The following is a 25,389-nucleotide window of genomic DNA, read 5'->3' as shown; positions in this document are numbered from 1 at the left end:
GCCATTTGCATGGCAAGGCGGCAAACATCTTGTTTCGCGCAACCCATGGGTTTATTTGAAGGGTAATGTTCGAGCCTGACTCCCACAGGCATGAAAGGGTATTCCATGAGCGGCATCAACGACTACATCGACAATGAAGTGAAGGGCAACGACGTCGTTCTCTTCATGAAGGGCACGCCCGGCTTCCCGCAATGCGGATTTTCCGGCCAGGTCGTGCAGATCCTCGACTATATCGGCGCCGACTATAAGGGCGTCGACGTGCTGACGTCGGCCGAACTGCGGCAAGGCATCAAGGACTATTCCAACTGGCCGACCATCCCGCAGCTCTACGTCAAGGGCGAGTTCGTCGGCGGCTGCGACATCATCCGCGAGATGTTCCAGGCGGGCGAATTGCAGACCTTCCTCGTCGAAAAGGGCGTCAGCGTCAAAGGCGCCGCCTGACTTCTGTTTCTGCGTATGACCTTCCGCCTGCGATTTTCGGGGGTCATGCGCTAAGCGCCGGGGCAGCCCCCACCTTGGCAAAAAGTTCTGCCCGCTATCGGGCAATCAACGAATGGATGCGTCGGCCAGCCGGCGCATTTTCGTTTGAGGATCGGACTGGCCTTGGATCAGCAAGCACAAGCGCAGCAAAAGGCAAGCACCTTGCCCATTCCGCGCTGGGAATTCATTGCGCTGTGCGCGGCGCTGATGGCGCTCAATTCGCTGGCAATCGACATTATTTTGCCGGCGCTGCAGCAGATCGGCGCTTCGCTTGGCATCGAAAATGAAAACCACCGGCAATATGTTGTCACCGCCTATATCCTTGGCTTTGGCGGCGGACAGCTGTTCTTCGGGCCGATCTCGGACCGCTTCGGGCGCCGCGCGCCGCTTGTCGCAGGGCTGGTGATCTACGTCCTGGCGGCCGGCGCTGCAGCAATCGCCCCGTCATTCGCCACGCTTCTGCTATGCCGGGCGGTGCAAGGCATCGGCGCGGCGGCGACGCGCGTCATTGCCGTCTCGATCGTGCGCGATACGTTCGACGGAAGGCGCATGGCCGAAGTCATGTCCTTGATCTTCATGGTGTTCATGGCCATTCCGGTGGTGGCGCCCGGTATCGGCCAGTTCATCATGCTGTTTGCGACCTGGCATGTGATCTTCGTCACCATGGCAGCCGGCGCGCTGATCGTGTCCGCCTGGTCGCTGCTGCGCCTGCCCGAGACACTACACCCCGAATATCGCCGGCCGCTGACGCTGTCCTCCATCATCGGCGGCTTCCGCATCGTTCTCACCAACCGCATCGCGCTCTGCTATGCCTTCGCCAGCACCTTCATCTTCGGCGCCATGTTCGGCTTCATCGCCTCGGCCCAGCAGATCTATGTCAGCGTGTTCAATGTCGGCGAGATGTTCCCCGTCATCTTCGCGGGGGTTGCCGGCGTACTTGCTTTTTCGAACTACCTCAACTCGCGCCTCGTCGGCCGCATCGGCATGCGCCGTCTGTCGCAAAGCGCGCTGCTGCTGTTTCTGGCCATCAGCCTTGCCTGGCTGGTCGTTTCCATCGAAATAAAGATGCCGCTCTGGCTCTTCATTAACTTCTTTGCCTGCGCCATGGTCCCGTTCGGCGCGCTTGGCGCGAACTTCAACGCGCTTGCCATGGAGCCGCTGGGGCACCTGGCCGGCACTGCATCGTCGATCCTTGGGTTCATGCAGACATTTCTTGGCGGCATTCTCGGCACGCTGATCGGCCAAGCCTTCAACGGCACGGTGACGCCGCTGGCCGCCGGGTTCTGCAGCGTGTCGGTGGCGGCGCTGCTGATGATCCTGCTGGCCGAGCGCGGCAGACTGTTCCAGCCGCATAACCCGCCGGTCTAATGCACATTGCCGGGCGCGCCTAGGATGCACCCTCACTGACCGCGGTGAAGCGTGGGAACAGCGTACGTCCTGCGATTGCTCCACCCATGCTGTCCGAAACGGGCAGTGGGAGAGCCTTGTCGAGCGCCTCGAGGACGGAAGCCACGAAGGCCCGATTGAGTGGACCATCGTCCCCTAGATGGGAATAAGTGGCGCGCGGTTTGCCGATAAGCGTGCCGTTCGGCGAATTGAGAACTGCAGCGTCAGGGTCATGCCCGCGGTTCCGGGCGGCGGCTTCCAACAGGCGAAGATCGCGGAGAACATCTCGTCTATGGTGTCGACGGAGTCGGGACTGCGACATGCGCGTTCCCCAGCGCTTGCTTCATTGACACCGGCAACCAAGGCAAGGGCAAAGGCCGTTGCAACAATTGCGGACCGAGGTTTCATTCGAGGTCTCCGGTTTCGCACAGGATTGGACAACTTTGGCAGCGAAGAGTTATTCCGCCCAGAGCTCGCGGCGCAGCTCCCGCCAGCTCTCCCGGTCCGGCGCGACCAGCAGGCCACCTCCGACATGCGACGGCAGATAGGCGCTGCCGTCGAAGCGCGCGGCATGGCCGCCCGCCTCCGCATGGATCAGCACGCCAGGCAGGTGATCCCAGGGCATCAGCTTGTTGTAGACGACGAAATGGCCGTGGCCGCTGGCCAGCAGGCGGTATTCGTGGGCGGCGCAGCGATAATTGAACTGCGATAGCGACTTGGTCTGGTTGCGCGCCAAACGTGAGCGGTCCGGCTCGGGCACATAGTGCCATGAGACCGCACCGGTCATTTCCGACATCGGCGCCGGTTTGGCGACATGGACCCTTTCCAGATCGCCATGGGCATGGCGGATATGGCTGCCGGCGCCGCGAACGCCGATCAGCCAATCCTTGCCGACGGGATCGTGGATGATGCCGGCGACCGTCTCGCCCTTGACCACGACGCCAAGCATGACGCCGAAAAGCGGCACGCCGGAGGCGAAGTTGAAGGTGCCGTCGACCGGGTCGATGACGAAGGCGAGTTCGGCATCGCCGAGACCGTCGAGCAGCGTCGGGTCGTCGGAGCAGGCCTCCTCGCCGACGATCATTGCGTGGGGATAACGCTGGCGCAGCCTGGCGGTGATGAGCCGTTCGGCATTGACGTCGGCCTCGGTGACGAGATCGGCGGCCGAGGTCTTGCGACGGACGTCGCCCTCGCTCAACCGGCGAAAGCGCGGCATGATCTCGGCGACGGCGGCTTCCGACAGAAGGTCTGCAAGCCAGTCGATCGCGCTATCGTCAAATGTCATCGGGACGCCTGGTGGTGAGGGTTTCGTTGAGGGCGGCGAAATCGAACAGCTTCCTGTCGAGCAGATGCGAACGCCGCACATTGGTCATGGCGCGGATCATCGTGTCCTTGCGGCCGGGCATGCGCTTCTCGATGTCGTCGAGCATCGCCTTCATGGCGTTGCGCTGCAGGCCTTCCTGGCTACCGCACAGATCGCACGGAATGATCGGGAATTTCATGGCGCCGGCGAATTTCTCGAGATCGGCTTCCGCACAATAGGCGAGCGGCCGCAGCACCATGACATCGCCTTCGTCGTTGAGCAGCTTCGGCGGCATGGCGGCAAGGCGTCCGCCATGGAACAGGTTCATGAAGAAGGTTTCCAGTATGTCCTCGCGGTGATGACCGAGCACCAGCGCCGAGCAGCCCTCCTCGCGGGCAATGCGATAGAGATGGCCGCGCCGCAGCCGCGAGCACAGCGAGCAATAGGTGCTGCCCTCGGCCAGCTTGTCGGTGACCACCGAATAGGTGTCCTGATATTCGATGCGATGCGGAATGGCATATCTATCGAGATAATCGGGCAATATGTGCTTGGGAAAGTTCGGCTGGCCCTGGTCGAGATTGCAGGCCAACAGCTCGACCGGCAGCAGCCCGCGCCATTTGAGATCGAGCAGCACGGCAAGCAGGCCGTAGGAATCCTTGCCGCCCGACAGAGCGATCAGCCAACGGTCGCCGGGTCTCACCATGGCGAAATCGTCGATCGCCTGGCGGGCAAGCCGCAACAGCCGCTTGCGCAGCTTGTTGAACTCGACGGAGGACGGCACATCGGCAAACAGCGGATGAAAGCCGCCTTCGGTATCGGCGACCGGTTCGAGTGTTTCGGCGTCTGGCAGCATATTCATGGCGCGTCGGCCCCAAGATCCTGTTGCCGCCCGCAGTAGCGCATCGGACCGAAAACCGAAATCGATTTCGGAATCACGCCGCGGAAAAGGAACGAAAAAGAAAAGGCCGCCTCGACGGGCGGCCTTCGATTGTATCGCGACGAACGCGCCGATCAGCGCGAATAGAATTCGACGACCAGGTTCGGTTCCATCTGCACGGCAAACGGAACGTCCGCCAGGCCGGGGATGCGCGTGAAAGCCGCGGTCATCTTGTTGTGATCGGCCTCGATGTAATCGGGCACGTCGCGCTCGGCCAGGCCCACCGATTCCAGCACGATGACCAGCTGCTTCGACTTCTCGCGCACTTCGATGACATCGCCCGGCTTGCAGCGGTACGAGCCGATGTTGACGCGCTTGCCGTTGACGTTGACGTGGCCATGATTGACGAACTGGCGCGCCGCAAAGATGGTCGGCACGAACTTGGCGCGGTAGACGACTGCGTCGAGGCGCGATTCGAGCAGGCCGATCAGGTTCTCCGAGGTGTCGCCCTTGCGGCGGTCCGCCTCTTCATAGACCTTGCGGAACTGCTTTTCCGAAACGTCGCCATAGTGGCCCTTCAGCTTCTGCTTGGCGCGCAGCTGCAGGCCGAAATCGGAAAGCTTGCCCTTGCGGCGCTGGCCATGCTGGCCGGGGCCGTATTCACGCTTGTTGACCGGGGACTTCGGGCGGCCCCAGATGTTTTCGCCAAGACGGCGGTCGATCTTGTACTTCGCGGATTCGCGCTTGCTCATCGCATTCCCTTTCAAAACAACACACCCGGAACCTCATGGTCCGGGTGAAGGAAACGCGCCCTCCTCTGGCCTCCGCTTTCGAGACCTGACAGGGTTTTCCACGCAACGCGACGGAAAACCCACGGGACACGTCATTTCAAACAAGACATAAGGAAAGTAAAACCGGCTTCCCAAACGTCTTGCACACATAAAGAAAACCACCGGGCATTGCGGCCCGGTGTTGGTGGGCTGGTTAAACGGAGATTTAACCGCTGTCAAGCTTCCGGCTGGCGCGAATCGCCGAACCGGATAGTGTTACGGTTGTAGAACGTGCCGGATGTGGCGGGAGGTTGCGCCAGCGGCATCAGGAAGGGACTGAAGTCAGAGGAGCTGGAATTCGCATGAAGAAGTTCTTCCTTACGTTGGTAGGAGCCGCGGTGATGGCCGGCACGATGGCGGTCGCGCCCGAGCCGGCGCAGGCCCGGCATTGGCATGGGCACAGGCATCACCAGGTCTGCCGCATCGTGGTCAAGAAGAAGGTGGTGTGGCGCCACGGTCATCGCAAGGTGATCCGCTACAAAGTGCGGCGCTGCGGGTGGGGCTGGAACTGGTAATTTTCGTCCTCGCCCGTTGAGACTTCATGGCCCGCGGCTCAGCCGCGGGCCTTTTATTGACCGGCATCCGCCGTCAGAATGGCCAGTCGATCAGTGTTTCGACTTCTTTTCCGGCAGGCCCTTGCGCTTGGTCTCGGCGAATTCCTCGAGCTGTTTTTCGCTCATGGATTTATACATTCCCTTCGACGCGCCTTTGAGCGCGCCCTTCTTGGTCTCGCCGCGCTTGGCTGACAATGCCGCGCCGGCCGCTTTCTGCTGGGCTTTTGAGGTGGCTGGCATGATGGTTTCTCCCGTTTCCGATGAGAGGAAAACGCATTGTCCGGTGTGATGTTCCCAAAGCGAAAATTGCCTGCGATCAGGATATCGCCAGGCCAAATCCCTGCATCAGCCGGCGCGTCGGAAAATCGGCGCTGTTCGAGGTGAAGAATGCAAGGTCGGCGCCTTCCGGCAGTGCCTCTCTGCGATAACCGGCCTCGGTATCGGCAAGCAGCGACAGCGCCCGGCGTGCGATCGCCTCGGCCGGGTCGAGCCAGTCGACCGGCCACGGTGCTGTCTTGCGCATGCGGTTGGCCAAAAACGGATAATGGGTGCAGGCAAGCACGACGATGTCGGTGCGCAGCCCGTCATGCTCGACGAAGCACGGCGCGATCTCGGCGCGCACGGCGTCCTCGTCGACAAAACCATCGCGCATATAGGCTTCGGCCAATGCAGCCAGCCTGTCGCTGCCGACCAGGCGGACGTGGCATTTCTGCGCCCATTTGCTGATCAGGTCGCGCGTGTACTGGCGCTTGACGGTGCCGGGCGTAGCCAGCACCGAAACCAGGCCTGAGCGCGTGCGTTCCGCCGCCGGCTTGATGGCCGGCACGGTGCCGACGAAAGGGTGGCCGGGAAACCTCTCGCGCAAGGCATCGATGACCAGTGTCGAGGCGGTATTGCAGGCGATGACCGAGATAGCCGGCGAAAACCGGTCGAGCAGCCTGGCGAACAACTCCAGGATATGTGTTCTCAGCGCCGGCTCCTCCCAGCCGCCGAAGGGGAACGCCGCGTCGTCGGCGACATAGATGAAGCGGCGGTCAGGCATCAAGACACGCGCCTCACGCAGCACGGTGAGGCCGCCAATGCCGGAATCGAACATCAGGATCGGACGGGCGCTCGATGGATCGGTCATTGTCATTGAGTCACTAAGGGCTGGGAATCACTAAGGGCTGGGAATCACAAACGAGATCACGAGGGAGGCCCGGCCCATGCTTTCTGCTTCGGCCAATGATGCTTTATCCCGGCCGCTTCTATGTGGAACCATCATGGCCTTGATGCGGCGAGCCGGTCACACAAGGCCGCGCTTGCCGAAGCCGCTGGGCCGCGGCCGGCCGTTCGCCGGAGATGCAGGTTGAGATGCAGGGTGGTTCGACGGCACCGGCGCGGCCCGCGTGGCGTAGGCTGGAGCCTGGGCCGTCACGCCGGCGACTGACTCTGAATAGGGCGCCCCGCGACCGCGCAGCGGCCCGGGCGGGTCGAAATCGTCGAAACTCAGGGATGACGCCATATCCGAAGAGCCGCCACCCGCCGGCTTGCCCGCCAAGATGACGGCCCACAGCCCGACAAGAGCTAATCCCAGCAGGTTAAGGCCGGAATGCGAATCTTCGCCGTCGAATTTTACGACAAGAACAGTACCGGCCTGCAGGATCGCGAACAGCGTCGAGAACACGATATACGACCAAAGGATCCAACCCGACCCTTGCGCGTCGCGGCTTCGACGCCAGGCGAAATTCGCGCGGAACAGAACGATCACCAGCGAGGTAACGAGAACAGCCGCGGCCAGCCCTTCCCTGGAAGGACCGGGTTTCGAATTGGCCAAACCCTCGAAGCCGACGGTCCCCACGACGCACAGCACAAAGGTCACGATTTCCGCAACCAGCAAGGCCGCGGAATAGAAGAAAAAGCGAAGACGCCCGATATTTGAATTGAACATCGAAAGGATCCATCGTTTTCCAGACAATGGATCACACCAAATAACATTCGGTTACTGGTGAGGTATGGGCAGTTCCGAGGCTAGTCTTTGTCTTTCGCCCTCGCAGCGCGTGCCGCGGCCGCCGGGAGCCGCCTTGGATCGTCGCCGGGCGATCCGTCGCCGCGCGGCATGGCCGGCGAGAACCTGTCTAGCGATGATATTATGCCGCGCAGCACCTTGAGCTCCGGCTCGGCAAAGCCGGGGCGGGTCAGCACAGCGCGCAAATTGTCGACCATCTTCGGCTTCTTCGCTGCCGGGCGGAAATAGCCGCGCGCCTCCAGTGCACCTTCTAGATACGCAAACAGGCCGTGCAATTCTTCCTTGGCAGCCGGCGGCATTTCGGGGCCGGAGAAGTTGGTCCTGGTCTCGTCTTCCAGGCCGGACTTCATCCATTCATAGGACATCAGCAGGGCCGCCTGGGCAATGTTGAGCGAGGAGAAGGCTGGATCGACGGGGAAGGTGACGATCTCGTCGGCAAGGCCGACCTCGTCATTATAGAGGCCGAAGCGCTCGCGGCCGAACAGGATGCCGGTGCGCTGGCCGGCCCGCTGCCGCGCGCGCATTGCCCTGCCCGCCTCGACCGGACCGCGCACCGGCTTGAAATTGTCGCGCGCGCGCGCCGTGGTGGCGAAGACGAAGTTCAGATCGGCAACCGCCGAGGCCAGGTCATCGAACACCGTGACGGCATCGATGACGTGGTCGGCGCGGCTTGCGGCGGCACGCGCCTTCTCGCTCGGCCAGCCGTCGCGCGGATTGACGAGCCGCAGCTCGGTAAGGCCGAAATTGGCCATGGCGCGCGCAACCATGCCGATATTCTCGCCGAGCTGCGGCTCGACCAGGATGATCGCCGGTCCGGACGCTGGAGTTCCGGAGGCAAGAGGGGTGGCGGGATCCTGGGTAGCGGCCATGGTTGTCAGTGAACTGCTGTTTGCGGCATTTCGCAGTCCCCTGCCACATTTGGCGGCGAAAATGAAGCTTTCGCAAGGAATGCCGACACTACGGCGCGGTTCGCCGTTTGCGCGGCCAAAAAGCCTTTGATATACGGGCCGCATCCCAGGGCCGGCAGCCGTGCGGGCAAGGCCGTTCCGTTCCCCAAAAGCGAGGCATTCTTTCCATGGCGAAGATCAAGGTGGCGAACCCGGTCGTCGAACTCGACGGCGACGAGATGACCCGCATCATCTGGCAGTTCATCAAGGACAAGCTGATCCACCCTTATCTCGACCTCAAGCTCGAATATTACGACCTCGGCATCGAGCACCGCGACGCCACCAACGACCAGGTGACCATCGATTCGGCCAATGCCATCAAGAAATACGGCGTCGGCGTGAAATGCGCGACGATCACGCCCGACGAGCAGCGCGTCGAGGAATTCAAGCTGAAGAAGATGTGGAAGTCGCCGAACGGCACCATCCGCAACATCCTCGGCGGCACCATCTTTCGCGAGCCGATCATCATGAAGAACGTGCCGCGGCTGGTGCCCGGCTGGACCAAGCCGATCATCGTCGGCCGCCACGCCTTCGGCGACCAGTACCGCGCCACCGACTTCCGCTTCCCCGGCAAGGGCAAGCTGACGATCAAATTCGTCGGCGAGGACGGCCAGGTGATCGAGCACGACGTCTTCGACGCACCCGGCGCCGGCGTCGCCATGGCCATGTACAATCTCGACGAATCGATCCGCGAATTCGCCCGCGCCTCCCTGAACTACGGCCTGCTGCGTAATTACCCCGTCTACCTCTCGACCAAGAACACCATCCTCAAAGCCTATGACGGCCGCTTCAAGGACATCTTCCAGGAGGTCTACGAGGCGGAGTTCGAAACAGAATTCAAAGCTAAGAAGCTCTGGTACGAGCACCGGCTGATCGACGACATGGTGGCCTCGAGCCTGAAATGGTCGGGTGGCTATGTCTGGGCCTGCAAGAATTATGACGGCGACGTGCAGTCCGACACGGTGGCGCAAGGCTTCGGCTCGCTCGGCCTGATGACCTCGGTGCTGATGACGCCGGACGGCAAGACCGTCGAGGCGGAAGCCGCGCACGGCACCGTCACCCGCCACTATCGCCAGCACCAGAAGGGCGAGGAGACCTCGACCAATTCGATCGCCTCGATCTTTGCCTGGACGCGCGGCCTCGCGCACCGCGCCAAGCTCGACGACAATGCCGAACTGAGGCGCTTTGCCGAGACGCTGGAAAGGGTCTGCATCCAGACGGTCGAGTCCGGCTTCATGACCAAGGACCTGTCGCTGCTGATCGGCCCCGACCAGCCATGGCTTTCGACCACCGGCTTCCTCGACAAGATCGACGAGAATTTGCAGAAAGCGATGGCCTGAGCCCAACCGGCATGGGCAAGCCCGTCGTCTACGGCGCGGACTACAGCGTCTATGTGCGCATCGTGCGGCTGGTGCTGGAGGAAAAGGGCGTCGGCTACGAGCTCGTGCCCGTCGACATCTTTGCCGCGGACGGCATTCCCGGCTGGTATTTCGAGCACCAGCCGTTCGGCCGCATCCCGGCCTTCGAGCATGACGGCTTTCGCCTCTACGAGACCGGCGCGATTGCCCGTTATGTCGACGAAGCCTTTGGCGGCCCGGCGCTGCAACCGGTCGAAGCCCGGCCTCGAGCACGCATGAACCAGATCACCAGCCTGCTCGACGCCTATGCCTACAAGACCATGGTCTGGGATGTCGCGGTCGAGCGGCTGGAAACAACGCCGCCCGACGAAGCCGTGATCGCCAACGGGTTGCGGCAGGCAAGAATGGCATTGCAGGCGCTCTCCTCGCTGAAAGCTGAAGGGCCTTGGCTGTTGGGAACGGACCTGACGCTGGCCGACCTGCACGCCGCACCGATCATCGGCTATTTCGTCAAGGTCGCCGAGGGACAAGCCCTGCTGGCCGAGTTTGCCGAGATCCAGAATTGGTGGACCCGCATTGCGGCGCGTGCGAGCGTTGCCGGCAGGCTGACTTAACTCTCGAGCGCATTCATGGCCAAGCTCTCTCACCAGGACGCACTGACGGTGGCCAGAATAGTCAGAGTCAACCACGCCGGCGAGTACGGCGCGATCAGAATCTATTCGGCACAGATTCTTGTCGCGAAACCGTTCTAGCGCCGCCTCTTTGGGGCCACTGCCCTGCGCCATCGGGCCGCCGCCCGGCCCTAACGCCATACCGTGATCTGGACACCTGGCTCAGGCGAAGCAGCCACCGAATTGGCAAGCCGCTCAATCGGGAAGGTAGATCTCCGCCTTCATGAAGGTCTTCGCACGGCCTGTGATCAGCACGCGATCTCCGGCCAGTTCGCATAGCAAATGCCCGCCGCGCTGCGAGCATTGGAATGCCGACAGATGCGTCTTGCCGAGTTTTTCAGACCAGTAAGGCACCAGCGTCGCATGAATGGAGCCGGTTACCGGATCCTCGGGAATGCCCGCCCCAGGCACGAAGTAACGGGAGACGAAATCGTGGGCTCGCCCAGGCGCGGTAATAACCAGGCCGAGAGGATGAAAACGTCCGATCCTGAGCAGATCGGGAACGAAAGATCGCACGGTTGTCTCGTCGGCAAGCTCGACAAACAGGTTCTCGAAATTGCGGAAGCTCGCAACCGGCCGCTGAGGCAATATCGCTTGCAGCGCCGAGTTCAGCTCTTCCTCGACGGGCTGCGGCGGAAAACAAGGCAGATCGAGCTGATAGCCCCCTTCCCACCGGGAAACCCGCAGCTCGCCGACCCGGGTGGCGAAGGCCATTTCGCCCTGACCATTGTATTCCGTAGCCAGCACATGGGCGGCCGCAAGAGTGGCGTGGCCGCAGAAGTCGACTTCATGGACCGGCGTGAACCAGCGCAAATCCAACCTTTGCCATTCGGCCGCACAAACGCGGTTTCAGCAAGATTGTTTTCGTTGGCAATGGCCTGCATTACCTGCTCCGACAGCCATTCCTCTAAAAGGAGAACGGCGGCAGGGTTACCCTGGAAGGCCCGTTCGGCAAAGGCATCGACCTGATACATCGTCAGCGTCGGCATATCGGCCCTCAAAGATATCCGCTGGGCGACGCGCCATTTCGGCCGTGCCGCCCCCGGTGCAGGTTCACGCCGCTTCGAGAGCCGCCTTCACCGCAGCGATCGCGTCTTCGGCCTTCGATGCGTCCGGGCCGCCGGCCTGAGCCATATCGGGTCGCCCGCCGCCGCCCTGCCCGCCCAATGCCGCGGACGCGACGCGCACCAGATCGATGGCGCTGAAGCGGCCGGTCAGATCATCGGTGACGGCGACGACGACGCTTGCCTTGTTGTCCTCGCCGGCGCCGACAAAGACGACGATGCCGGAGCCGAGCGACTTCTTGCCGGCATCGGCCAACGGCTTAAGATCCTTTGGCGAGACGCCCGATACCGCCTTGCCGAGAAAACCGACACCGGCAATGGTTTCGTTTTCCGCCGGCACACCGGCTGGCGAGCGATCGCCCAGCGCCAGCTTCTTGCGCGCCTCTGTCAGCTCCTTTTCGAGCTTCTTGCGTTCGTCGAGCAGCGCCTCGACGCGGGCCGGCACATCGGCCGGCGAAATCTTCAGCGCGGCGGCGGCCGCCTTCAGCCGCTTGTCCTGTTCGTCGAGATGCTTTCTGGCCGCCTCGCCGGTCAACGCCTCGATGCGGCGAACGCCGGCAGCGACCGCGCTGTCGGACAGGATGCGCACCAAGCCGATATCGCCGGTCGCCCTGACATGCGTGCCGCCGCATAGCTCGACCGAATAAGGCCGGTTGGCCTTGGCGCCATGCAAGCCCGTGCCCATCGAAACGACGCGCACTTCATCGCCATATTTCTCGCCAAACAGCGCCATGGCGCCTTCGGCAATGGCGTCGTCGACAGACATCAGCCGCGTGGTTACAGGGCCGTTCTGAACGACGATCTCGTTTGCCATGCGCTCGACCTCTTCGAGCTCGTCGGGCGAGATCGGCTTGTTGTGGGAGATGTCGAAGCGCAGACGCTCGGGCGCAACCAGCGAGCCCTTCTGCGCCACATGGGTACCCAGCACCTCGCGCAGCGCCTCATGGATCAGATGCGTGGCGGAATGGTTCGCGCGCAGCCTGGAGCGACGCGCGTGGTCCACCTTCAGCTCGACGGTCGCGCCCGTCTTGACCGTGCCGGTAGCCACCTTGCCGAGATGGACGAAAAGCCCATCGGCCTTCTTCTGGGTATCGGATATCTCGATCGAGAACCCGTCGCCCGAAATGACGCCGGTGTCGCCCATCTGGCCACCGGACTCGCCATAGAACGGCGTCTGGTTGACAACCACGGCAACGGCGTCACCTTTGCCGGCGCTGTCGACGGTCTTGCCGTCCCTGACCAGCGCCTGGATGAGGCCTTCCGCCTGCTCGGTCTCATAGCCGAGGAACTCGGTGGCGCCGGCGTTCTCGCGCACCGGAAACCATACCGTCTCGGTCGCCACGTCGCCGGAGCCGGCCCAGCTTTTGCGCGCCTCCGCCTTCTGCCGCTCCATCGCCTCGGTGAAGCCGGCAAGGTTGACCGAGATGTTGCGCTGGCGCAGCGCGTCCTGCGTCAGATCGAGCGGAAAGCCATAGGTGTCGTAGAGCTTGAACGCTGTCTCGCCATCCAGCATGTCGCCGGAGGCCAGCTTTTCCGTCGCCTCGGAAAGCAAGCCCAAGCCGCGCACCAGCGTCTTGCGGAAACGAGTTTCCTCAAGCTTCAGCGTTTCGGTGATCATCTGTTCGCCGCGCACCAGTTCCGGGTAGGCTTGACCCATCTCGCGGACCAGTGCCGGCACCAGGCGCCACATCAGCGGATCGCGGGCGCCGAGCAACTGCGCGTGGCGCATGGCGCGGCGCATGATGCGACGAAGCACGTAGCCGCGTCCTTCGTTGGACGGCAGCACGCCGTCGGCGACCAGGAAGCAGGACGAACGCAAATGGTCGGCGATGACACGGAACGATGCGACGGTGCCCGCATCCGGACCTTTGCCAAGCGCCGACGACGCAGCGTCGATCAGGTGGCGGAACAGGTCGGTTTCGAAGACGCTTTCAACCCCTTGCAGGATGGATGCCATGCGCTCGAGGCCCATGCCTGTGTCGATCGACGGACGCGGCAGGTCGACGCGCTCGTCCTTCGTCACCTGTTCGTACTGCATGAACACCAGGTTCCAGAATTCAAGGAAACGGTCGCCATCCTCCTCGGGGCTGCCGGGAGGGCCGCCCCAGATATGCTCGCCGCGGTCGATGAATATCTCCGAACACGGCCCGCAAGGTCCAGTGTCGCCCATTGCCCAGAAATTGTCCGAAGTCGCGATGCGGATGATGCGATCGTCCGAAAGGCCGGCGATCTTCTTCCAGTACGAGGCCGCCTCGTCGTCGGTGTGGTAGACGGTGACCAGCAGCTTGTCCTTCTTCAGCCCGAACTCCCTGGTGATCAGGTTCCAGGCAAGCTCTATGGCCCGCTCCTTGAAATAGTCGCCGAAGGAGAAATTGCCGAGCATCTCGAAGAAGGTCAGGTGGCGCGCGGTGTAGCCGACATTGTCGAGGTCGTTGTGCTTGCCGCCGGCGCGAACACTCTTCTGGGCGGTCGTGGCGCGCGAATAGGGCCGCTTCTCCAGACCGGTGAAAACGTTCTTGAACTGCACCATGCCGGCATTGGTGAACATCAGCGTCGGGTCGTTGCGCGGCACCAGCGGGCTTGACGCGACGACCTCGTGACCTTCCTTGCGAAAATAGTCGAGAAATGCCGACCGGATCTCGTTGACGCCACTCATGAATACTGCCTTTTCGAGAGAACCGCCGGCTGCCGGCGGAAAATAGACATGGCCTTTTAGCGGTCGCACCGCAGCCTGTCCAGAAACACCAAATGGGCTCAAATCCCGGCTTTCACCAGCGCCTTGAAATGCGTCTGCCTCGCCGTCAAACGCGAACCGCCGGCCCTGGGCCGGCGGTTCGAAACGCATCGATTACGCAAACTCAAAATCAAAACATCAAATCGAAACCTGGCTGAGGCTCAGCGAGGCGTCGCTTGCCCTACATCACCCCAGCGTCGTCCTCGAAACCGTCATCGCTGCTTTCGGAGCCGCCGTTCTCAAGGAATTTCTCAGCGATCAGCCCGGCATTCTGCCGTAGCGCCAGCTCGATCTCGCGCGCCGTGTCGGGATTGTCGCGCAGGAACATTTTTGCGTTTTCGCGGCCCTGGCCAAGACGCTGCGAATTGTAGGAGAACCAGGCGCCCGACTTTTCGACCACGCCCGCCTTGACGCCGAGATCGACCAGCTCGCCGGTCTTGGAGACGCCCTCGCCATACATGATGTCGAACTCGACCACCTTGAAGGGCGGCGCCAGCTTGTTCTTGACGACCTTGACGCGGGTCTGGTTGCCGACGACCTCGTCGCGATCCTTGACCGAGCCGATGCGGCGGATGTCGAGGCGGACCGAGGCATAGAATTTCAACGCATTGCCGCCGGTCGTCGTCTCGGGCGAACCGAACATGACGCCGATCTTCATGCGGATCTGGTTGATGAAGATGACCATGGTGTTGGAGCGCGAGATCGAGGCGGTGAGCTTGCGCAGTGCCTGGCTCATCAGGCGGGCCTGCAGGCCGGGCAGCGAATCGCCCATCTCGCCTTCGATTTCCGCCCGCGGCGTCAACGCCGCCACCGAATCGACCACCAGCACGTCGATGGCGCCGGAGCGCACCAGCGTGTCGCAGATCTCCAGCGCCTGCTCGCCGGTATCGGGCTGCGAGATCAAAAGGTTTTCGAGATCGACGCCGAGCTTGCGGGCATAGACCGGGTCGAGCGCGTGCTCGGCATCGACGAAGGCGCAGATGCCGCCCTTCTTCTGGGCTTCGGCCACCGTGTGCAGCGCCAGCGTCGTCTTGCCCGAGCTTTCCGGCCCGTAGATCTCGACGATGCGGCCGCGCGGCAGGCCGCCGACGCCAAGCGCGATGTCCAGCCCAAGCGAGCCGGTCGGCACCGTTTCGATCTCGACGACCTGCTCGTTCGCGCCGAGCCGCATGATCGAGCCCTTGCCGAAGGCACGCTCGATTTGCGACAGCGCCGCATCCAGAGCCTTTGATTTGTCCACCGCTTTGTCCTCTACAAGCCGCAAAGAATTCTGAGCCATGATACATCACCCCGTGGTCGTCAATGGAGGCCGGACAATCCCGCAATCCTTAAAAGAATGTACCTCATTTGTTCTCATTTGTCAATGAGCACCAAGGGTTTGAAAAATAACGCATATCCCTATTTGTTCTATTTTTGTTTCGCAATTATTGCTTCCGATGCGTCTCGCCTCGCATGCGGCGCCGTTGCCGTTACCAACCGAATCGGACCCGCGATTGCAGGGTTCCGCCCGGCGACCTAGTCTCTCCGGGCAACAGCTAAAGGGCATTTTGACGGCATGATCAAATCCCCGACGATCCTGGCCGTGGGCGGCGCCTATATCGAGCGGCGCGGCCGGGTTGCCGGCGCCTTCGTGCCAGCAGCGTCTAATCCGGGCACGATGCGCGAGCATGTCGGCGGCGCCGTCTTCAACGCCTTGCGCTGTGCCGTGCGCCGCGGCGTCTCGGCCTCGCTGCTTTCGGTGCGCGGCGGCGATGCCCTTGGCGACACGGTCTTACGCGCCGTCACCGAGGCCGGCATTGCCGACCTGTCGGCGGTGTTCCTCGACCGCGCGACGCCAAGCCATACGATGCTGATCGACAGCGACGGCGGGCTGATCGCCGGCCTTGCCGACATGGTGCTCTACGAACTGGCGCTTCCCAAGCAGATCCGCCGTGCCAAGGTGCGGGAAGCGATCGGTTCGGCCGACGCGGTGCTGTGCGACGCCAACCTGCCGTCGACCGCGCTGGAGCGGCTGGCGGCACTCGCCGCCGGCAAGCCGGTGTTTGCGCTTGCGGTCTCGCCCAACAAAGCGGCGCGGCTGACGCCGGTGCTCGACCGTCTGGCGATGGCCTTCATGAACCGGCGCGAGGCCGGCATGCTCGCCGGCGTCCAAATCGATCAAGGCATCGTCGACGGCCTGAGACGCGCCGGGCTGAAAAGCGGCGTGATCACCGCCGGCGACGAACCAGTGCTCGGTTTCGACGAATTGGGCGCGTTCTCGATCTCGCCACCGCCGCTGCAAAAGCGGACCGATGCTGCCGGCGCCGGCGACGCATTGGCAGGCGCCACGATCGCTGCCCTGCTGCGCGGCCTGACGCTGCGCGCGGCACTGCGCGAAGGCATTGCCGCAGCTATGCTCGTCGTCGAGAGTGCCGCCTTCACCAGCGCTGGCTTTGCCGAGGCGCTGGCGCTCGTGCCCGAGGCGCGGGACCTGGCATGAAGTGCGGCCCGGAATTGCCGAAGCATGACGCAGCCTATTTGCCGGCGCGCCGTGCTGCCTCGTAGGCGCGGCGCGACCAGATCGCCATCTCGTCGGGATCGTCGAAGGCGCTGTCGGGAACGCTCCAATAGGGCATCGACACGAGCTTGCCGTGGCGCGAGCCGGTATAGGTCCATTGCCGGCAGCCGGCCGCTTCGAAATCCGGGGCGCTTTCGGCGTCGGCCTTCAGCATCAATTCGCCACCGATGACGATGGCGACGATGACGCCGTCGAAATAGATGCCCTTGCCGCCGAACAGCTTGCGGATGCTGACCGGGCCGAGGCCCTCGAAAAGCTCTTCTATGCGCTCGTTGTCCATGCGGCGATCATGTCACCCGGATTTCCCCTTGTCATCGCCGCAACCGGCGCCATCCTGACAAAGTGCAAATCACTTTCGTCGGAGTTTCTCATGCCGCTTCTGCTCAAAGGGTCCTGCCGGTGCAATGCCGTGCGTTTCGAGGTGGAAAGCCACACGCCGGTGCCGTTCATGCTGTGCTACTGCTCGATCTGCCGCAAGCAGCAGGGCGGCGGCGGTTTTGCCATCAATCTCGGCGCCGATTACGAGACGCTGAAAATCCAGGGCAAGCGCCATCTCGGCGTCTACCGCGCCGAGATCGAGGACGACGAGCACCCGCAACGCGAGATCTCGACCGGCGAGCGGAACTTCTGCACGAAATGCGGGACGGCACTCTGGCTCTACGATCCGACCTGGCCGGAGCTGGTGCATCCGTTTGCCTCGGCGATCGACACCGACCTGCCAAAGCCGCCGGAGAAGGTGCATCTGATGCTGAAATACAAGGCGAACTGGGTCGAGCCGGATATCGGCAAGGGCGACAAGGTTTTCGATGTCTACCCGGAGGAGTCGATCGCAGACTGGCACAAGCGAACGGGGATGTGGGTGGATTAGCGTTCTTCTCCCCGTCGCTATATGGGGAGAAGATGCCGGCAGGCAGATGTGGGGCGGCGCAAACATTGCGAACGCCGGCTCGGCCCCTCATCCGGCCCTTCGGGCCACCTTCTCCCCGTATAGTGACGGGGAGAACGAAAACCTCAGGCCGAAGCGCGCGCCTCGGCCAGTGCCTTCAGATCAGCCGGCTTCAATTCGACCGATTCGCCGCAGCCGCAGGCCGAGCTCTGGTTCGGGTTGCGGAAGGTGAAGCCGGTTCGCAGTGTCGTCTGCTCGAAATCCATCTCGGTGCCGAACAGGAAAAGTGCCGCCTCCGGCGCGACATAGACATGGGCGCCATCGCGCTCGATATGGTCGTCCTTGGTGTTCGGCTCGGTCACCAGATCGACCGTATATTCCATGCCGGCGCAGCCGCCCTTCTTGATGCCAAGGCGAATGCCATGCGCATTCTCACGGGTCGCGACGATCTCGCGCACCCGGTCGGCAGCCTTTTCGGTCATCGTGATGACGGCGAAGCGTCCCATGTCTTTCCTTCTCCATTCTTTGCAGGTTCAAGGCCTGCCGAATGATTCCTCACCTAAAATGGTGAAGTTTTGTACCCGGCGCAAGTGCGCCAGCCTCTGTCTGGTCGGATGCTAATACCAGCCCACCGCCACCTGTGCCTCTTCCGACATGCGGTCGGGCGACCAGGGGGGATCGAAGGTCATGTTGACCTCGACGCCGGAAACGCCTTCGACGGCGCCGACGGCATTTTCGACCCAACCCGGCATTTCGCCGGCCACCGGGCAGCCGGGCGCGGTCAGCGTCATGTCGATCTTGACCGAGCGGTCGTCCTCGATGTCGATCTTGTAGACCAGGCCGAGCTCGTAGATGTCGGCCGGGATTTCCGGGTCGTAGACCGTCTTCAGCGCCGAGACGATGTCGTCGGTCAGCCGCGCCAATTCGTCGGCGGGGATTGTCGATCCGGAAACCGCCGCATTGGTCGTCGCTTCCGAATTGGTCTCGGCGGTGTGGCTGGCATCATCCATGATCGTCACCCGAAGAATTTTCGCGCTTTTTCCAGCGCATCGGCCAAAGCATCGACTTCGGCCCTGGTATTATACATGCCGAACGACGCCCTGCATGTGGATGTTACGCCGAAGCGTTTCAACAGCGGCTGCGCGCAATGCGTGCCGGCGCGGACCGCCACTCCCTGCCGGTCGATGACCATCGACACGTCATGGGCATGGATACCCTGCAGCTCGAACGAGATGATGGCGCCCTTGCCGGGCGCATCGCCGAAGATGCGCAGCGAGTTGATGGCGCGCAGTTTTTGATGCGCATAGTCCTTCAAATCGGCCTCGTGCGCGGCGATGCGTTCGCGGCCGATCTTTTCCATGTATTCGAGCGCGGCACCAAGCCCGATTGCCTGCACGATCGGCGGCGTGCCGGCCTCGAAACGGTGCGGCGGATCGTTGTAGGTGACGATGTCTTGCGTCACCTCCTCGATCATCTCGCCGCCGCCCATGAACGGGCGCATGCGCTCCAGAATATCCTTCTTGCCATAGAGCACGCCGATGCCCGACGGGCCATAGACCTTGTGGCCGGTGAAGACGAAGAAATCGCAGTCGAGATCCTGCACGTCGATCGGCATATGCACGGCGCTCTGGCTGCCGTCGACCAGCACCGGAATGCCGCGCGCGTGCGCGATGCGCACGATCTCCTTCATCGGCGTCACCGTGCCCAGCGCGTTCGACATATGGGTTATGGCGACCAGTTTTGTCCGGTCGGTCAGCCGCTTTTCGAATTCCTCGATGTGAAAAACGCCGAGATCGTCGACCGGTACCCAGACCAGCTTCGCGCCCTGCCGCTCGCGGATGAAATGCCACGGCACGATGTTGGAATGATGCTCCATGATCGACAGCACGATCTCGTCGCCTTCGCCGATATTCGGCATGCCGAAACCATAGGCGACCGTGTTGATCGCCGCCGTGGTATTCGAGGTGAAGACGATGTTGTCGGTGCTCGGCGCATTGAGGAAACGGCGCACCGTCTCGCGAGCCTTCTCATAGGCGTCGGTCGCGGCATTCGACAGGAAATGCAGGCCACGATGGACGTTGGCATATTCCTGGGAATAGGCGTGCTGGATAGCGTCGAGCACCGCCTGTGGCTTCTGCGCCGAGGCGCCATTGTCGAGATAGACCAGCGGTTTGCCGTAGACTTGCCGCGACAGGATCGGGAAGTCGCGGCGGATCGCCTCGACGTCATAGGGGATGTTTTCGACTTTCTGGTCCATTACAAGCTCTCTCGAGGCACCGCCTCATTCCGTCCAGCACCCCTCATCCGACCGAGCTTCGCTCGGCCACCTTCTCCCACAAGGGGAGAAGGAAGAGCGCCTCTCCTTCTCCCCTTGTGGGAGAAGGTGGCGCCGAAGGCGACGGATGAGGGGTGTTGGCACCAACCCCTCAGTCACCTCTACCCGTGCGTCAAAAACCAATCGTCGAGCCGTGCTTCCAGCGCCTCGACGATGGCCTCGTCGTCCAGTTCCTCGATCACTTCGGCGACGAAGGCCTTGACCAGCAAGCCGCGCGCGGTCTTCTCGTCGACGCCGCGCGCCATTAGGTAGAACAGATGGCTGTGGTCGATCTCGGTGACGGTCGCGCCATGGCCGCAGACGACGTCGTCGGCGAAGATTTCGAGCTCCGGCTTGGTCGAGAACTCGCCGTCATCCGACAGAAGCAGCGTGTTGCAGGCCATCTTGGCGTTGGTCTTCTGCGCATATTGGTGGACGTTGATGCGGCCCTGGAAGACGCCGCGCGCCTTGCCGGTCACCACGTTTCGGATGACTTCGGTCGAGGCTGTGTGCGGTACGGCGTGGTCGAGCACCATAGTGACATCGGTATGGGTATCGCCGGCGAGCAGATTGATGCCGCGCAAGGTGAATTCGGCGCCCTCGCCGGTCGTCTTCACAACGACCTCCTGCCGGACAAGCTTGCCGCCGGCATTCATGATGAACAGCGTCAGCTTCGAATTCTTGCCGAGATGCGCCTTGAACTGGGCAAGATGCGTTGCCGTATCCGGCTGCTCCTGCACGACCAGCCATGTCACTTCGGCGCCCTCGCCAAGCAAAAGCTGGCTGACCGAGCTGACCAGCGCCGCCCCCTCGCCTGCCTGGCGTTCGACGATGACAGCGTTGGCGCCGGCACCGACACGGACGGCCAGGCGTACATGCGTCTGTCCACCGGCCTGCAAATTCTGCAATTCGAGCGGCTTGTCCAGTTGGGCACCGTCGGCGATGTCGACGAAATAGCCGTCGGCGACAAAGGCGGTGTTGAGCGCGCCGATGGCATCGTCGCTGCCATAGGAATCCAGCCCCGGGGCGATGCTGCCGTCGGTCAGCTTCTCCGATAGACGCTGTACCGTGACGCCCTCGACAGCAGCCCATTTCGCGCTCGAAACGCCGTTTAGTACCGGCAAAACCGAGGAGCCTTCGACGATCGGCGCAATGGCTTTCGCGACCGCTGCCGGATCGAAGTCCGGCACCGAGGTCAGCAGCCGGCGCAGGTCCGTATAGTGCCAGGATTCGATGCGCCGCGTCGGCAGGCCGCCCTTGATCGCCTCGATGGCGTCGTCGCGCTTCAGCATCACCGCGCCGTCGCCGGGCAGCAGCGACAGCCGCTCGCCGAAGGCGTCGATCAGCGCCGTTTCGGCTAATGTCCGCTGGGGTGTCGTGTGCATATTCATCAGTATCGCCTTGTTTGGCTTGCCTTCCGGGCCCGCTTGCATCTCACGCGGCTTGCCCGATCACGCCGGCATAGCCATTGGCCTCGAGGTCGAGCGCCAGCGACTTGTCGCCCGACTTGATCACCTGACCCCTGTAGAGCACGTGCACCGTATCCGGCACGATGTATTGGAGCAGGCGCTGGTAATGGGTGATGACGACGATGGCCCGGTCCGGCGAGCGCAGCGTGTTGACGCCGTCCGCGACGATCTTCAGCGCGTCGATGTCGAGGCCGGAATCGGTCTCGTCGAGCACGCAGAGCTTTGGCTCGAGCAGCTTCATCTGCAGGATCTCGGCACGCTTCTTCTCGCCGCCGGAGAAGCCGACATTGAGCGGCCGCTTCAGCATCGCCATGTCCATGTTGAGCGAGGCGGCCGCTTCCTTCACGCGCTTGAGGAATTCCGGGATTTTCAGCGGCTCCTGGCCACGCGCCTTGCGCTGCTCGTTCATCGCCACTTTCAGGAATTCCATCGTCGCCACGCCCGGTATCTCCATCGGATACTGGAAGGCGAGAAAGATGCCGGCGGTAGCGCGCTCGGCCGGATCCATTTCAAGGATCGACTGGCCGTTGTAGAGGATGTCGCCCTCGGTGACCTCATAGTCCTCGCGGCCGGCAAGGATATAGGACAGCGTCGATTTTCCCGAGCCGTTCGGCCCCATGATCGCGGCGACCTCGCCGGCCCTGACCGTCAGGTTCAGGCCGCGGATGATCTCGGTGCCGTCGTCGACGATACGGGCATGCAGGTTTCTGATTTCAAGCATTTTTCTTCTTTCTACTACATCGCAAGGCAGTCGATCTGGCCATTGGCCGTTCGACGCTTCAATTCGTCCTAATCGAGAACTGATGAATCGGCCCTACATCATCGACAGTCAGAGCGTCTGGCTTTTGCCAGACAAAGTACACGGCCAATATGGCGGTAGCCACCCAGCACACGAGTCCAACAGCCATTACCTTTCGGCTACTCTTCATCATCATCAGCCCACGCTGCCCTCGAGCGAGATCCCGATCAGTTTCTGCGCCTCGACCGCGAATTCCATCGGCAGTTGCTGGATGACATCCTTGACGAAGCCGTTGACGATCAGCGCAATCGCCTCTTCCTCCGGGATGCCCCGCTGCATGACGTAGAACTTCTGGTCCTCGGAAATTTTCGAGGTTGTAGCCTCATGCTCGAACTGCGCCGTCGAGTTCTTGGCTTCCATGTAGGGGACGGTATGCGCGCCGCACTGGTCGCCGATCAGCAGGGAGTCGCAATTGGTGAAGTTGCGGGCGTTGGTCGCCTTGCGGTGGGCCGAGACCTGGCCGCGATAGGTATTCTGCGAGAAGCCGGCGGCGATGCCCTTGGAGATGATGCGGCTGGACGTGTTCTTGCCGAGATGGATCATCTTGGTGCCGCTGTCGACCTGCTGGTAGCCGTTCGACACGGCGATCGAATAGAACTCGCCGCTGGAATCGTCGCCGCGCAGGATGCAGCTCGGATATTTCCAGGTGATGGCCGAACCGGTCTCGACCTGCGTCCACGAAATCTTCGAGCGATGGCCGCGGCAGTCGCCGCGCTTGGTGACGAAATTGTAGATGCCGCCCTTGCCTTCGGCGTCGCCGGGATACCAGTTCTGCACCGTCGAATATTTGATCTCGGCATCGTCGAGCGCGATCAGCTCGACCACCGCGGCATGAAGCTGATTCTCGTCGCGCTGCGGCGCCGTGCAGCCTTCGAGATAGGAGACGTAAGCCCCCTCCTCGGCGATGATCAGCGTGCGCTCGAACTGGCCGGTGTTCTTCTCGTTCATGCGGAAATAGGTCGACAGTTCCATCGGGCAGCGCACGCCCTTGGGCACGAAGACGAACGAACCGTCGGTGAACACGGCCGAATTCAGCGTTGCGTAGAAATTGTCGGAGGTCGGCACGACCGAGCCGAGATACTTCTTCACCAGCTCCGGATGCTCGCGGATGGCTTCCGAGATCGAGCAGAAGATGACGCCGGCCTGCGCCAGCTCCTTCTTGAAAGTGGTGACGACGGAGACGGAATCGAACACCGCATCGACGGCGACGCGGCCCGACTTGTAGACGTTGTCGCTGGCTTCCTCGAGCTCCGACGCATCGGTCTTCTGCACGCCGGCGAGGATTTCCTGTTCCCTGAGCGGAATGCCGAGCTTCTCATAGACCTTCAGCAGTTCGGGATCGACCTCGCTGAGCGAAGTCGGCCCCGGCGTGCTCTTGGGCGCGGCGTAATAGTGGAGGTCCTGGAAATCGATTTTAGGATAGTGGACGCGCGCCCATTTCGGCTCGTCCAGCGTCACCCAGCGGCGATAGGCTTCCAGGCGCCATTCCAGCATCCAGGATGGCTCGTCCTTCTTCGCCGAAATGAAGCGGATAATGTCTTCGCTCAGGCCCTTGGGGGCCTTGTCCATCGCGATTTCGGTCTGGAATCCGTATTTATACTGGTCGACATCGATCTTTCGAACTCGATCGATCGTCTCCTGCACAGCAGGCATCAGCGTTCTCCATCCACGCCGGGGTCAAGGCCCGGCAGTTTTCAAACTATGGCACCGCAAACGAGCACCCATCAGGCACCCGAGGCGGCGTAAGTTTCATATAGTGCGTTCATGCCGGAAATTCACCCGGCCAAATGCGAACGCACGGCTCTACCAGGCCGCAAGGCCCTACATTTCGTCTGCCGCGCTCAGGCGGCTCGTTCCCTGCTTGCCTTTTCCTTACCGGCTTGGCGCGCGACGATCGTCGCCAGCGCCGAACGGAACAGCTCAATGTCTTCGGCGCTGGTCGCGTGGCCGATGGACACGCGCAACGCGCCAAGGCCGTCACCGTAACCCATGGCTTTCAGCACGTGACTCGGCCCGACTTTGCCCGACGAACAGGCCGATCCAGCCGAGAGCGCCACACCGGCCAGGTCGAAGGCGATCTGCGCCGTCTCGGCCTTGATGCCGGCAATAGCGAAGAATGTCGTATTGGCAAGCCTTGGCGCGCCGGTCCCGAAGATTTCGGCGTCCGAAACAAGCGTTTTCACGATCGCCTCGATTTCGTCGCGACGCTGCCGCACCGTTTCGATCGTTTGCAAGCCGGCAGACGCCTCGCGCGCCGCCGCGCCAAACCCGGCAATCGCCGCCAGGTTTTCGGTGCCGCCGCGATGGCCTTTTTCCTGGCCACCGCCGCTGACCAGCGGCTTTGGCATCATCAGGTCCGACGCCGCGACAATGGCGCCGACGCCCTTTGAGCCGCCGATCTTGTGCGACGAGAGAATCAGATAGTCTGCGTAACCCGCTGACATATCGAGCGGAATGCGGCCGGCCGCCTGCACGGCATCGACAACCAGGATGCCACCCGCCGCCTTGACGATTTCGGCAATGCGGCCAACCGGCTGGATCACGCCGGTCTCGTTGTTGGCGGCGTGGATCGCTACCAGCGGCAAGCCTTCGGCCTTGTCATGCTGGGCGAGAGCCTCGGCCAAAACGTCGAGCCTGACGACGCCGTCAGTGTCGACGCCGATCCGTGTCACCTGCGCCGCTGGGAAACGCCCGCCGTTCAGCAGGCAAGGATGATCGGCCTCGGACACATAGAGCCGGCTCATGCGGACGGCGCCGCGCCCCATCTGCCAGTCCGGCGTCAGCAGCGTCGAGGCCGCTTCCGTCGCGCCGGAGGTGAATACGACATGCTCGGCCCTGGCGTTGACCAGTCGCGCCACGTCGCGCCTGGCGTCCTCGATCAGCCGCCGTGCAGCGCGGCCCTCGGCATGAACCGAGGACGGGTTGGCGGCGACGTCGAGCGCAGCCACCACGGCCGCGCGCGCCGAGGCAAGCAGCGGCGCGCTGGCGTTGTAGTCGAGGTAGGCGCGTGCTCCGGCCATTTCCGTCCAACTGGTCCCTTCAAAAGCCGTTCCGCGAAGATAGCGCGTTATTTCCTTGAAATTGCAAGGCAAGACGTCCTATTTACGCGGCTTGCGGCGCGGGTGGCCGAGCCACAATTTTTGGCCGCCCAG

The 25,389-nt window shown here is 62.5% G+C and carries 24 protein-coding genes and 3 pseudogenes; 8 read left to right on the top strand and 19 right to left on the bottom strand.

Annotated elements, in window-relative coordinates; all coding sequences use genetic code 11:
- The first annotated feature begins 105 nt into the window (after nucleotides 1–105).
- Nucleotides 106–441, top strand: a complete 336-nt coding sequence (gene grxD, locus NKH28_RS04795) for a Grx4 family monothiol glutaredoxin (protein ID WP_023674712.1) — start codon at nucleotides 106–108, stop codon at nucleotides 439–441.
- Between the two features lie 207 nt (nucleotides 442–648).
- Entirely contained in the window at nucleotides 649–1,848 is a 1,200-nt protein-coding gene (locus NKH28_RS04790; RefSeq protein WP_502906606.1) for a multidrug effflux MFS transporter, read from the top strand.
- A gap of 19 nt (nucleotides 1,849–1,867) precedes the next feature.
- Here NKH28_RS04790 and NKH28_RS34425 read toward each other — a convergent pair.
- The 4 genes and pseudogenes from NKH28_RS34425 to rpsD all read right to left on the bottom strand — a co-directional run bounded on the left by NKH28_RS34425 (nucleotide 1,868) and on the right by rpsD (nucleotide 4,798).
- Nucleotides 1,868–2,274 (bottom strand): annotated as a pseudogene (locus NKH28_RS34425) (UCP034077 family protein).
- 49 nt (nucleotides 2,275–2,323) lie between these two features.
- Nucleotides 2,324–3,151 carry an inositol monophosphatase family protein gene (locus NKH28_RS04785; protein ID WP_352977993.1) on the bottom strand — a complete coding sequence of 276 codons (828 nt, stop codon included), beginning with the start codon at nucleotides 3,149–3,151 and terminating at the stop codon, nucleotides 2,324–2,326.
- A complete protein-coding gene (gene ttcA / locus NKH28_RS04780; RefSeq protein WP_352474638.1) occupies nucleotides 3,141–4,028 on the bottom strand; it encodes a tRNA 2-thiocytidine(32) synthetase TtcA in 888 nt (295 codons plus the stop codon). The genes NKH28_RS04785 and ttcA overlap by 11 nt, the downstream gene beginning before the upstream one ends.
- Before the next feature lie 152 nt (nucleotides 4,029–4,180).
- The gene (gene rpsD, locus NKH28_RS04775) at nucleotides 4,181–4,798 is read right to left on the bottom strand and encodes a 30S ribosomal protein S4 (RefSeq protein WP_023717376.1); all 618 of its coding nucleotides are present in this window, start codon (nucleotides 4,796–4,798) and stop codon (nucleotides 4,181–4,183) included.
- 380 nt (nucleotides 4,799–5,178) lie between these two features.
- Between rpsD and NKH28_RS04770 the strand changes: the two genes are divergently transcribed.
- Nucleotides 5,179–5,391: a hypothetical protein gene (locus NKH28_RS04770; protein WP_023674706.1), complete on the top strand. Its 213-nt coding sequence runs from the start codon at nucleotides 5,179–5,181 to the stop codon at nucleotides 5,389–5,391.
- A gap of 90 nt (nucleotides 5,392–5,481) precedes the next feature.
- Here NKH28_RS04770 and NKH28_RS04765 read toward each other — a convergent pair whose 3' ends face one another.
- The 4 genes from NKH28_RS04765 to NKH28_RS04750 all read right to left on the bottom strand — a co-directional run bounded on the left by NKH28_RS04765 (nucleotide 5,482) and on the right by NKH28_RS04750 (nucleotide 8,307).
- Nucleotides 5,482–5,670, bottom strand: a complete 189-nt coding sequence (locus NKH28_RS04765) for a DUF3008 family protein (protein WP_023674705.1) — start codon at nucleotides 5,668–5,670, stop codon at nucleotides 5,482–5,484.
- A 76-nt stretch (nucleotides 5,671–5,746) separates the two neighbouring features.
- The gene (gene murI, locus NKH28_RS04760; protein ID WP_352977991.1) at nucleotides 5,747–6,559 is read right to left on the bottom strand and encodes a glutamate racemase; all 813 of its coding nucleotides are present in this window, start codon (nucleotides 6,557–6,559) and stop codon (nucleotides 5,747–5,749) included.
- Between the two features lie 156 nt (nucleotides 6,560–6,715).
- Nucleotides 6,716–7,360: a DUF805 domain-containing protein gene (locus NKH28_RS04755; protein WP_502906603.1), complete on the bottom strand. Its 645-nt coding sequence runs from the start codon at nucleotides 7,358–7,360 to the stop codon at nucleotides 6,716–6,718.
- Nucleotides 7,361–7,440: 80 nt separating this feature from the next.
- Complete coding sequence (locus NKH28_RS04750; RefSeq protein ID WP_352977988.1) at nucleotides 7,441–8,307, bottom strand: RNA methyltransferase; 867 nt, start codon at nucleotides 8,305–8,307, stop codon at nucleotides 7,441–7,443.
- A gap of 206 nt (nucleotides 8,308–8,513) precedes the next feature.
- Between NKH28_RS04750 and NKH28_RS04745 the strand changes: the two genes are divergently transcribed.
- From NKH28_RS04745 to NKH28_RS04735, 3 genes and pseudogenes are all read left to right on the top strand, one after another.
- Nucleotides 8,514–9,725, top strand: coding sequence for an NADP-dependent isocitrate dehydrogenase (locus NKH28_RS04745; RefSeq protein ID WP_352449387.1), 1,212 nt, complete (start codon nucleotides 8,514–8,516; stop codon nucleotides 9,723–9,725).
- 11 nt (nucleotides 9,726–9,736) lie between these two features.
- Entirely contained in the window at nucleotides 9,737–10,357 is a 621-nt protein-coding gene (locus NKH28_RS04740; protein ID WP_352977986.1) for a glutathione S-transferase family protein, read from the top strand.
- A 15-nt stretch (nucleotides 10,358–10,372) separates the two neighbouring features.
- Nucleotides 10,373–10,486 (top strand): annotated as a pseudogene (locus tag NKH28_RS04735) (demethoxyubiquinone hydroxylase family protein); the annotation flags it as partial.
- Between the two features lie 123 nt (nucleotides 10,487–10,609).
- On the opposite strand, the pseudogene NKH28_RS04730 reads toward NKH28_RS04735, so the two are convergent.
- The 3 genes and pseudogenes from NKH28_RS04730 to recA all read right to left on the bottom strand — a co-directional run bounded on the left by NKH28_RS04730 (nucleotide 10,610) and on the right by recA (nucleotide 15,491).
- Nucleotides 10,610–11,388 (bottom strand): annotated as a pseudogene (locus NKH28_RS04730) (PhzF family phenazine biosynthesis protein).
- A 79-nt stretch (nucleotides 11,389–11,467) separates the two neighbouring features.
- Nucleotides 11,468–14,134, bottom strand: coding sequence for an alanine--tRNA ligase (gene alaS / locus NKH28_RS04725; RefSeq protein ID WP_352818207.1), 2,667 nt, complete (start codon nucleotides 14,132–14,134; stop codon nucleotides 11,468–11,470).
- A 259-nt stretch (nucleotides 14,135–14,393) separates the two neighbouring features.
- Nucleotides 14,394–15,491, bottom strand: a complete 1,098-nt coding sequence (recA, locus tag NKH28_RS04720; protein WP_352474726.1) for a recombinase RecA — start codon at nucleotides 15,489–15,491, stop codon at nucleotides 14,394–14,396.
- Nucleotides 15,492–15,767: 276 nt separating this feature from the next.
- On the opposite strand from recA, the gene NKH28_RS04715 reads away from it, so the two are divergent.
- Nucleotides 15,768–16,691 carry a PfkB family carbohydrate kinase gene (locus NKH28_RS04715; protein ID WP_352977984.1) on the top strand — a complete coding sequence of 308 codons (924 nt, stop codon included), beginning with the start codon at nucleotides 15,768–15,770 and terminating at the stop codon, nucleotides 16,689–16,691.
- Between the two features lie 34 nt (nucleotides 16,692–16,725).
- Here NKH28_RS04715 and NKH28_RS04710 read toward each other — a convergent pair whose 3' ends face one another.
- A complete protein-coding gene (locus NKH28_RS04710) occupies nucleotides 16,726–17,049 on the bottom strand; it encodes a TfoX/Sxy family protein (RefSeq protein WP_352541445.1) in 324 nt (107 codons plus the stop codon).
- Between the two features lie 90 nt (nucleotides 17,050–17,139).
- Here NKH28_RS04710 and NKH28_RS04705 point away from each other — a divergent pair, with 90 nt between their 5' ends.
- Nucleotides 17,140–17,637, top strand: coding sequence for a GFA family protein (locus NKH28_RS04705; protein WP_352474723.1), 498 nt, complete (start codon nucleotides 17,140–17,142; stop codon nucleotides 17,635–17,637).
- A gap of 143 nt (nucleotides 17,638–17,780) precedes the next feature.
- Here the strand turns inward: NKH28_RS04705 and sufA are convergent, their stop codons facing one another.
- The 7 genes from sufA to NKH28_RS04670 all read right to left on the bottom strand — a co-directional run bounded on the left by sufA (nucleotide 17,781) and on the right by NKH28_RS04670 (nucleotide 25,257).
- Nucleotides 17,781–18,161: a Fe-S cluster assembly scaffold SufA gene (gene sufA / locus NKH28_RS04700; RefSeq protein ID WP_006206001.1), complete on the bottom strand. Its 381-nt coding sequence runs from the start codon at nucleotides 18,159–18,161 to the stop codon at nucleotides 17,781–17,783.
- Nucleotides 18,162–18,272: 111 nt separating this feature from the next.
- On the bottom strand, nucleotides 18,273–18,665 hold the full coding sequence (locus NKH28_RS04695) for an SUF system Fe-S cluster assembly protein (RefSeq protein ID WP_352474719.1): 393 nt from the start codon (nucleotides 18,663–18,665) through the stop codon (nucleotides 18,273–18,275).
- Between the two features lie 5 nt (nucleotides 18,666–18,670).
- Entirely contained in the window at nucleotides 18,671–19,912 is a 1,242-nt protein-coding gene (locus NKH28_RS04690) for a cysteine desulfurase (RefSeq protein ID WP_352926426.1), read from the bottom strand.
- Between the two features lie 179 nt (nucleotides 19,913–20,091).
- Nucleotides 20,092–21,360, bottom strand: coding sequence for a Fe-S cluster assembly protein SufD (gene sufD / locus NKH28_RS04685; protein WP_352977981.1), 1,269 nt, complete (start codon nucleotides 21,358–21,360; stop codon nucleotides 20,092–20,094).
- A 43-nt stretch (nucleotides 21,361–21,403) separates the two neighbouring features.
- Nucleotides 21,404–22,159, bottom strand: a complete 756-nt coding sequence (gene sufC / locus NKH28_RS04680) for a Fe-S cluster assembly ATPase SufC (RefSeq protein WP_023674687.1) — start codon at nucleotides 22,157–22,159, stop codon at nucleotides 21,404–21,406.
- A 213-nt stretch (nucleotides 22,160–22,372) separates the two neighbouring features.
- On the bottom strand, nucleotides 22,373–23,890 hold the full coding sequence (sufB, locus tag NKH28_RS04675) for a Fe-S cluster assembly protein SufB (RefSeq protein ID WP_352614113.1): 1,518 nt from the start codon (nucleotides 23,888–23,890) through the stop codon (nucleotides 22,373–22,375).
- Nucleotides 23,891–24,078: 188 nt separating this feature from the next.
- Entirely contained in the window at nucleotides 24,079–25,257 is a 1,179-nt protein-coding gene (locus NKH28_RS04670) for a cysteine desulfurase family protein (RefSeq protein ID WP_352977979.1), read from the bottom strand.
- Between the last annotated feature and the right edge of the window lie 132 nt (nucleotides 25,258–25,389).

Source organism: Mesorhizobium sp. M1227 (assembly GCF_040318315.1).
Lineage (GTDB): Bacteria > Pseudomonadota > Alphaproteobacteria > Rhizobiales > Rhizobiaceae > Mesorhizobium.
The sequence above is the reverse complement of the archived record's forward strand: the minus strand, read 5'-3'. Positions and strand labels throughout refer to the sequence as shown.

Coding starts and splice junctions, on each gene's coding strand:
- NKH28_RS04785 (WP_352977993.1), bottom strand. CDS start 3,151: ATGACATTTGACGATAGCGCGATCGACTGGCTTGCAGACCTTCTGTCG.
- sufC (WP_023674687.1), bottom strand. CDS start 22,159: ATGCTTGAAATCAGAAACCTGCATGCCCGTATCGTCGACGACGGCACC.
- NKH28_RS04695 (WP_352474719.1), bottom strand. CDS start 18,665: ATGGATGATGCCAGCCACACCGCCGAGACCAATTCGGAAGCGACGACC.
- recA (WP_352474726.1), bottom strand. CDS start 15,491: ATGGCTCAGAATTCTTTGCGGCTTGTAGAGGACAAAGCGGTGGACAAA.
- NKH28_RS04670 (WP_352977979.1), bottom strand. CDS start 25,257: ATGGCCGGAGCACGCGCCTACCTCGACTACAACGCCAGCGCGCCGCTG.
- NKH28_RS04745 (WP_352449387.1), top strand. CDS start 8,514: ATGGCGAAGATCAAGGTGGCGAACCCGGTCGTCGAACTCGACGGCGAC.
- grxD (WP_023674712.1), top strand. CDS start 106: ATGAGCGGCATCAACGACTACATCGACAATGAAGTGAAGGGCAACGAC.
- NKH28_RS04770 (WP_023674706.1), top strand. CDS start 5,179: ATGAAGAAGTTCTTCCTTACGTTGGTAGGAGCCGCGGTGATGGCCGGC.
- murI (WP_352977991.1), bottom strand. CDS start 6,559: ATGACCGATCCATCGAGCGCCCGTCCGATCCTGATGTTCGATTCCGGC.
- NKH28_RS04705 (WP_352474723.1), top strand. CDS start 17,140: ATGCCGCTTCTGCTCAAAGGGTCCTGCCGGTGCAATGCCGTGCGTTTC.
- ttcA (WP_352474638.1), bottom strand. CDS start 4,028: ATGAATATGCTGCCAGACGCCGAAACACTCGAACCGGTCGCCGATACC.
- NKH28_RS04715 (WP_352977984.1), top strand. CDS start 15,768: ATGATCAAATCCCCGACGATCCTGGCCGTGGGCGGCGCCTATATCGAG.
- NKH28_RS04765 (WP_023674705.1), bottom strand. CDS start 5,670: ATGCCAGCCACCTCAAAAGCCCAGCAGAAAGCGGCCGGCGCGGCATTG.
- sufA (WP_006206001.1), bottom strand. CDS start 18,161: ATGGGACGCTTCGCCGTCATCACGATGACCGAAAAGGCTGCCGACCGG.
- sufB (WP_352614113.1), bottom strand. CDS start 23,890: ATGCCTGCTGTGCAGGAGACGATCGATCGAGTTCGAAAGATCGATGTC.
- NKH28_RS04690 (WP_352926426.1), bottom strand. CDS start 19,912: ATGGACCAGAAAGTCGAAAACATCCCCTATGACGTCGAGGCGATCCGC.
- NKH28_RS04710 (WP_352541445.1), bottom strand. CDS start 17,049: ATGGACAACGAGCGCATAGAAGAGCTTTTCGAGGGCCTCGGCCCGGTC.
- rpsD (WP_023717376.1), bottom strand. CDS start 4,798: ATGAGCAAGCGCGAATCCGCGAAGTACAAGATCGACCGCCGTCTTGGC.
- NKH28_RS04740 (WP_352977986.1), top strand. CDS start 9,737: ATGGGCAAGCCCGTCGTCTACGGCGCGGACTACAGCGTCTATGTGCGC.
- sufD (WP_352977981.1), bottom strand. CDS start 21,360: ATGAATATGCACACGACACCCCAGCGGACATTAGCCGAAACGGCGCTG.
- alaS (WP_352818207.1), bottom strand. CDS start 14,134: ATGAGTGGCGTCAACGAGATCCGGTCGGCATTTCTCGACTATTTTCGC.
- NKH28_RS04755 (WP_502906603.1), bottom strand. CDS start 7,360: ATGTTCAATTCAAATATCGGGCGTCTTCGCTTTTTCTTCTATTCCGCG.
- NKH28_RS04750 (WP_352977988.1), bottom strand. CDS start 8,307: ATGGCCGCTACCCAGGATCCCGCCACCCCTCTTGCCTCCGGAACTCCA.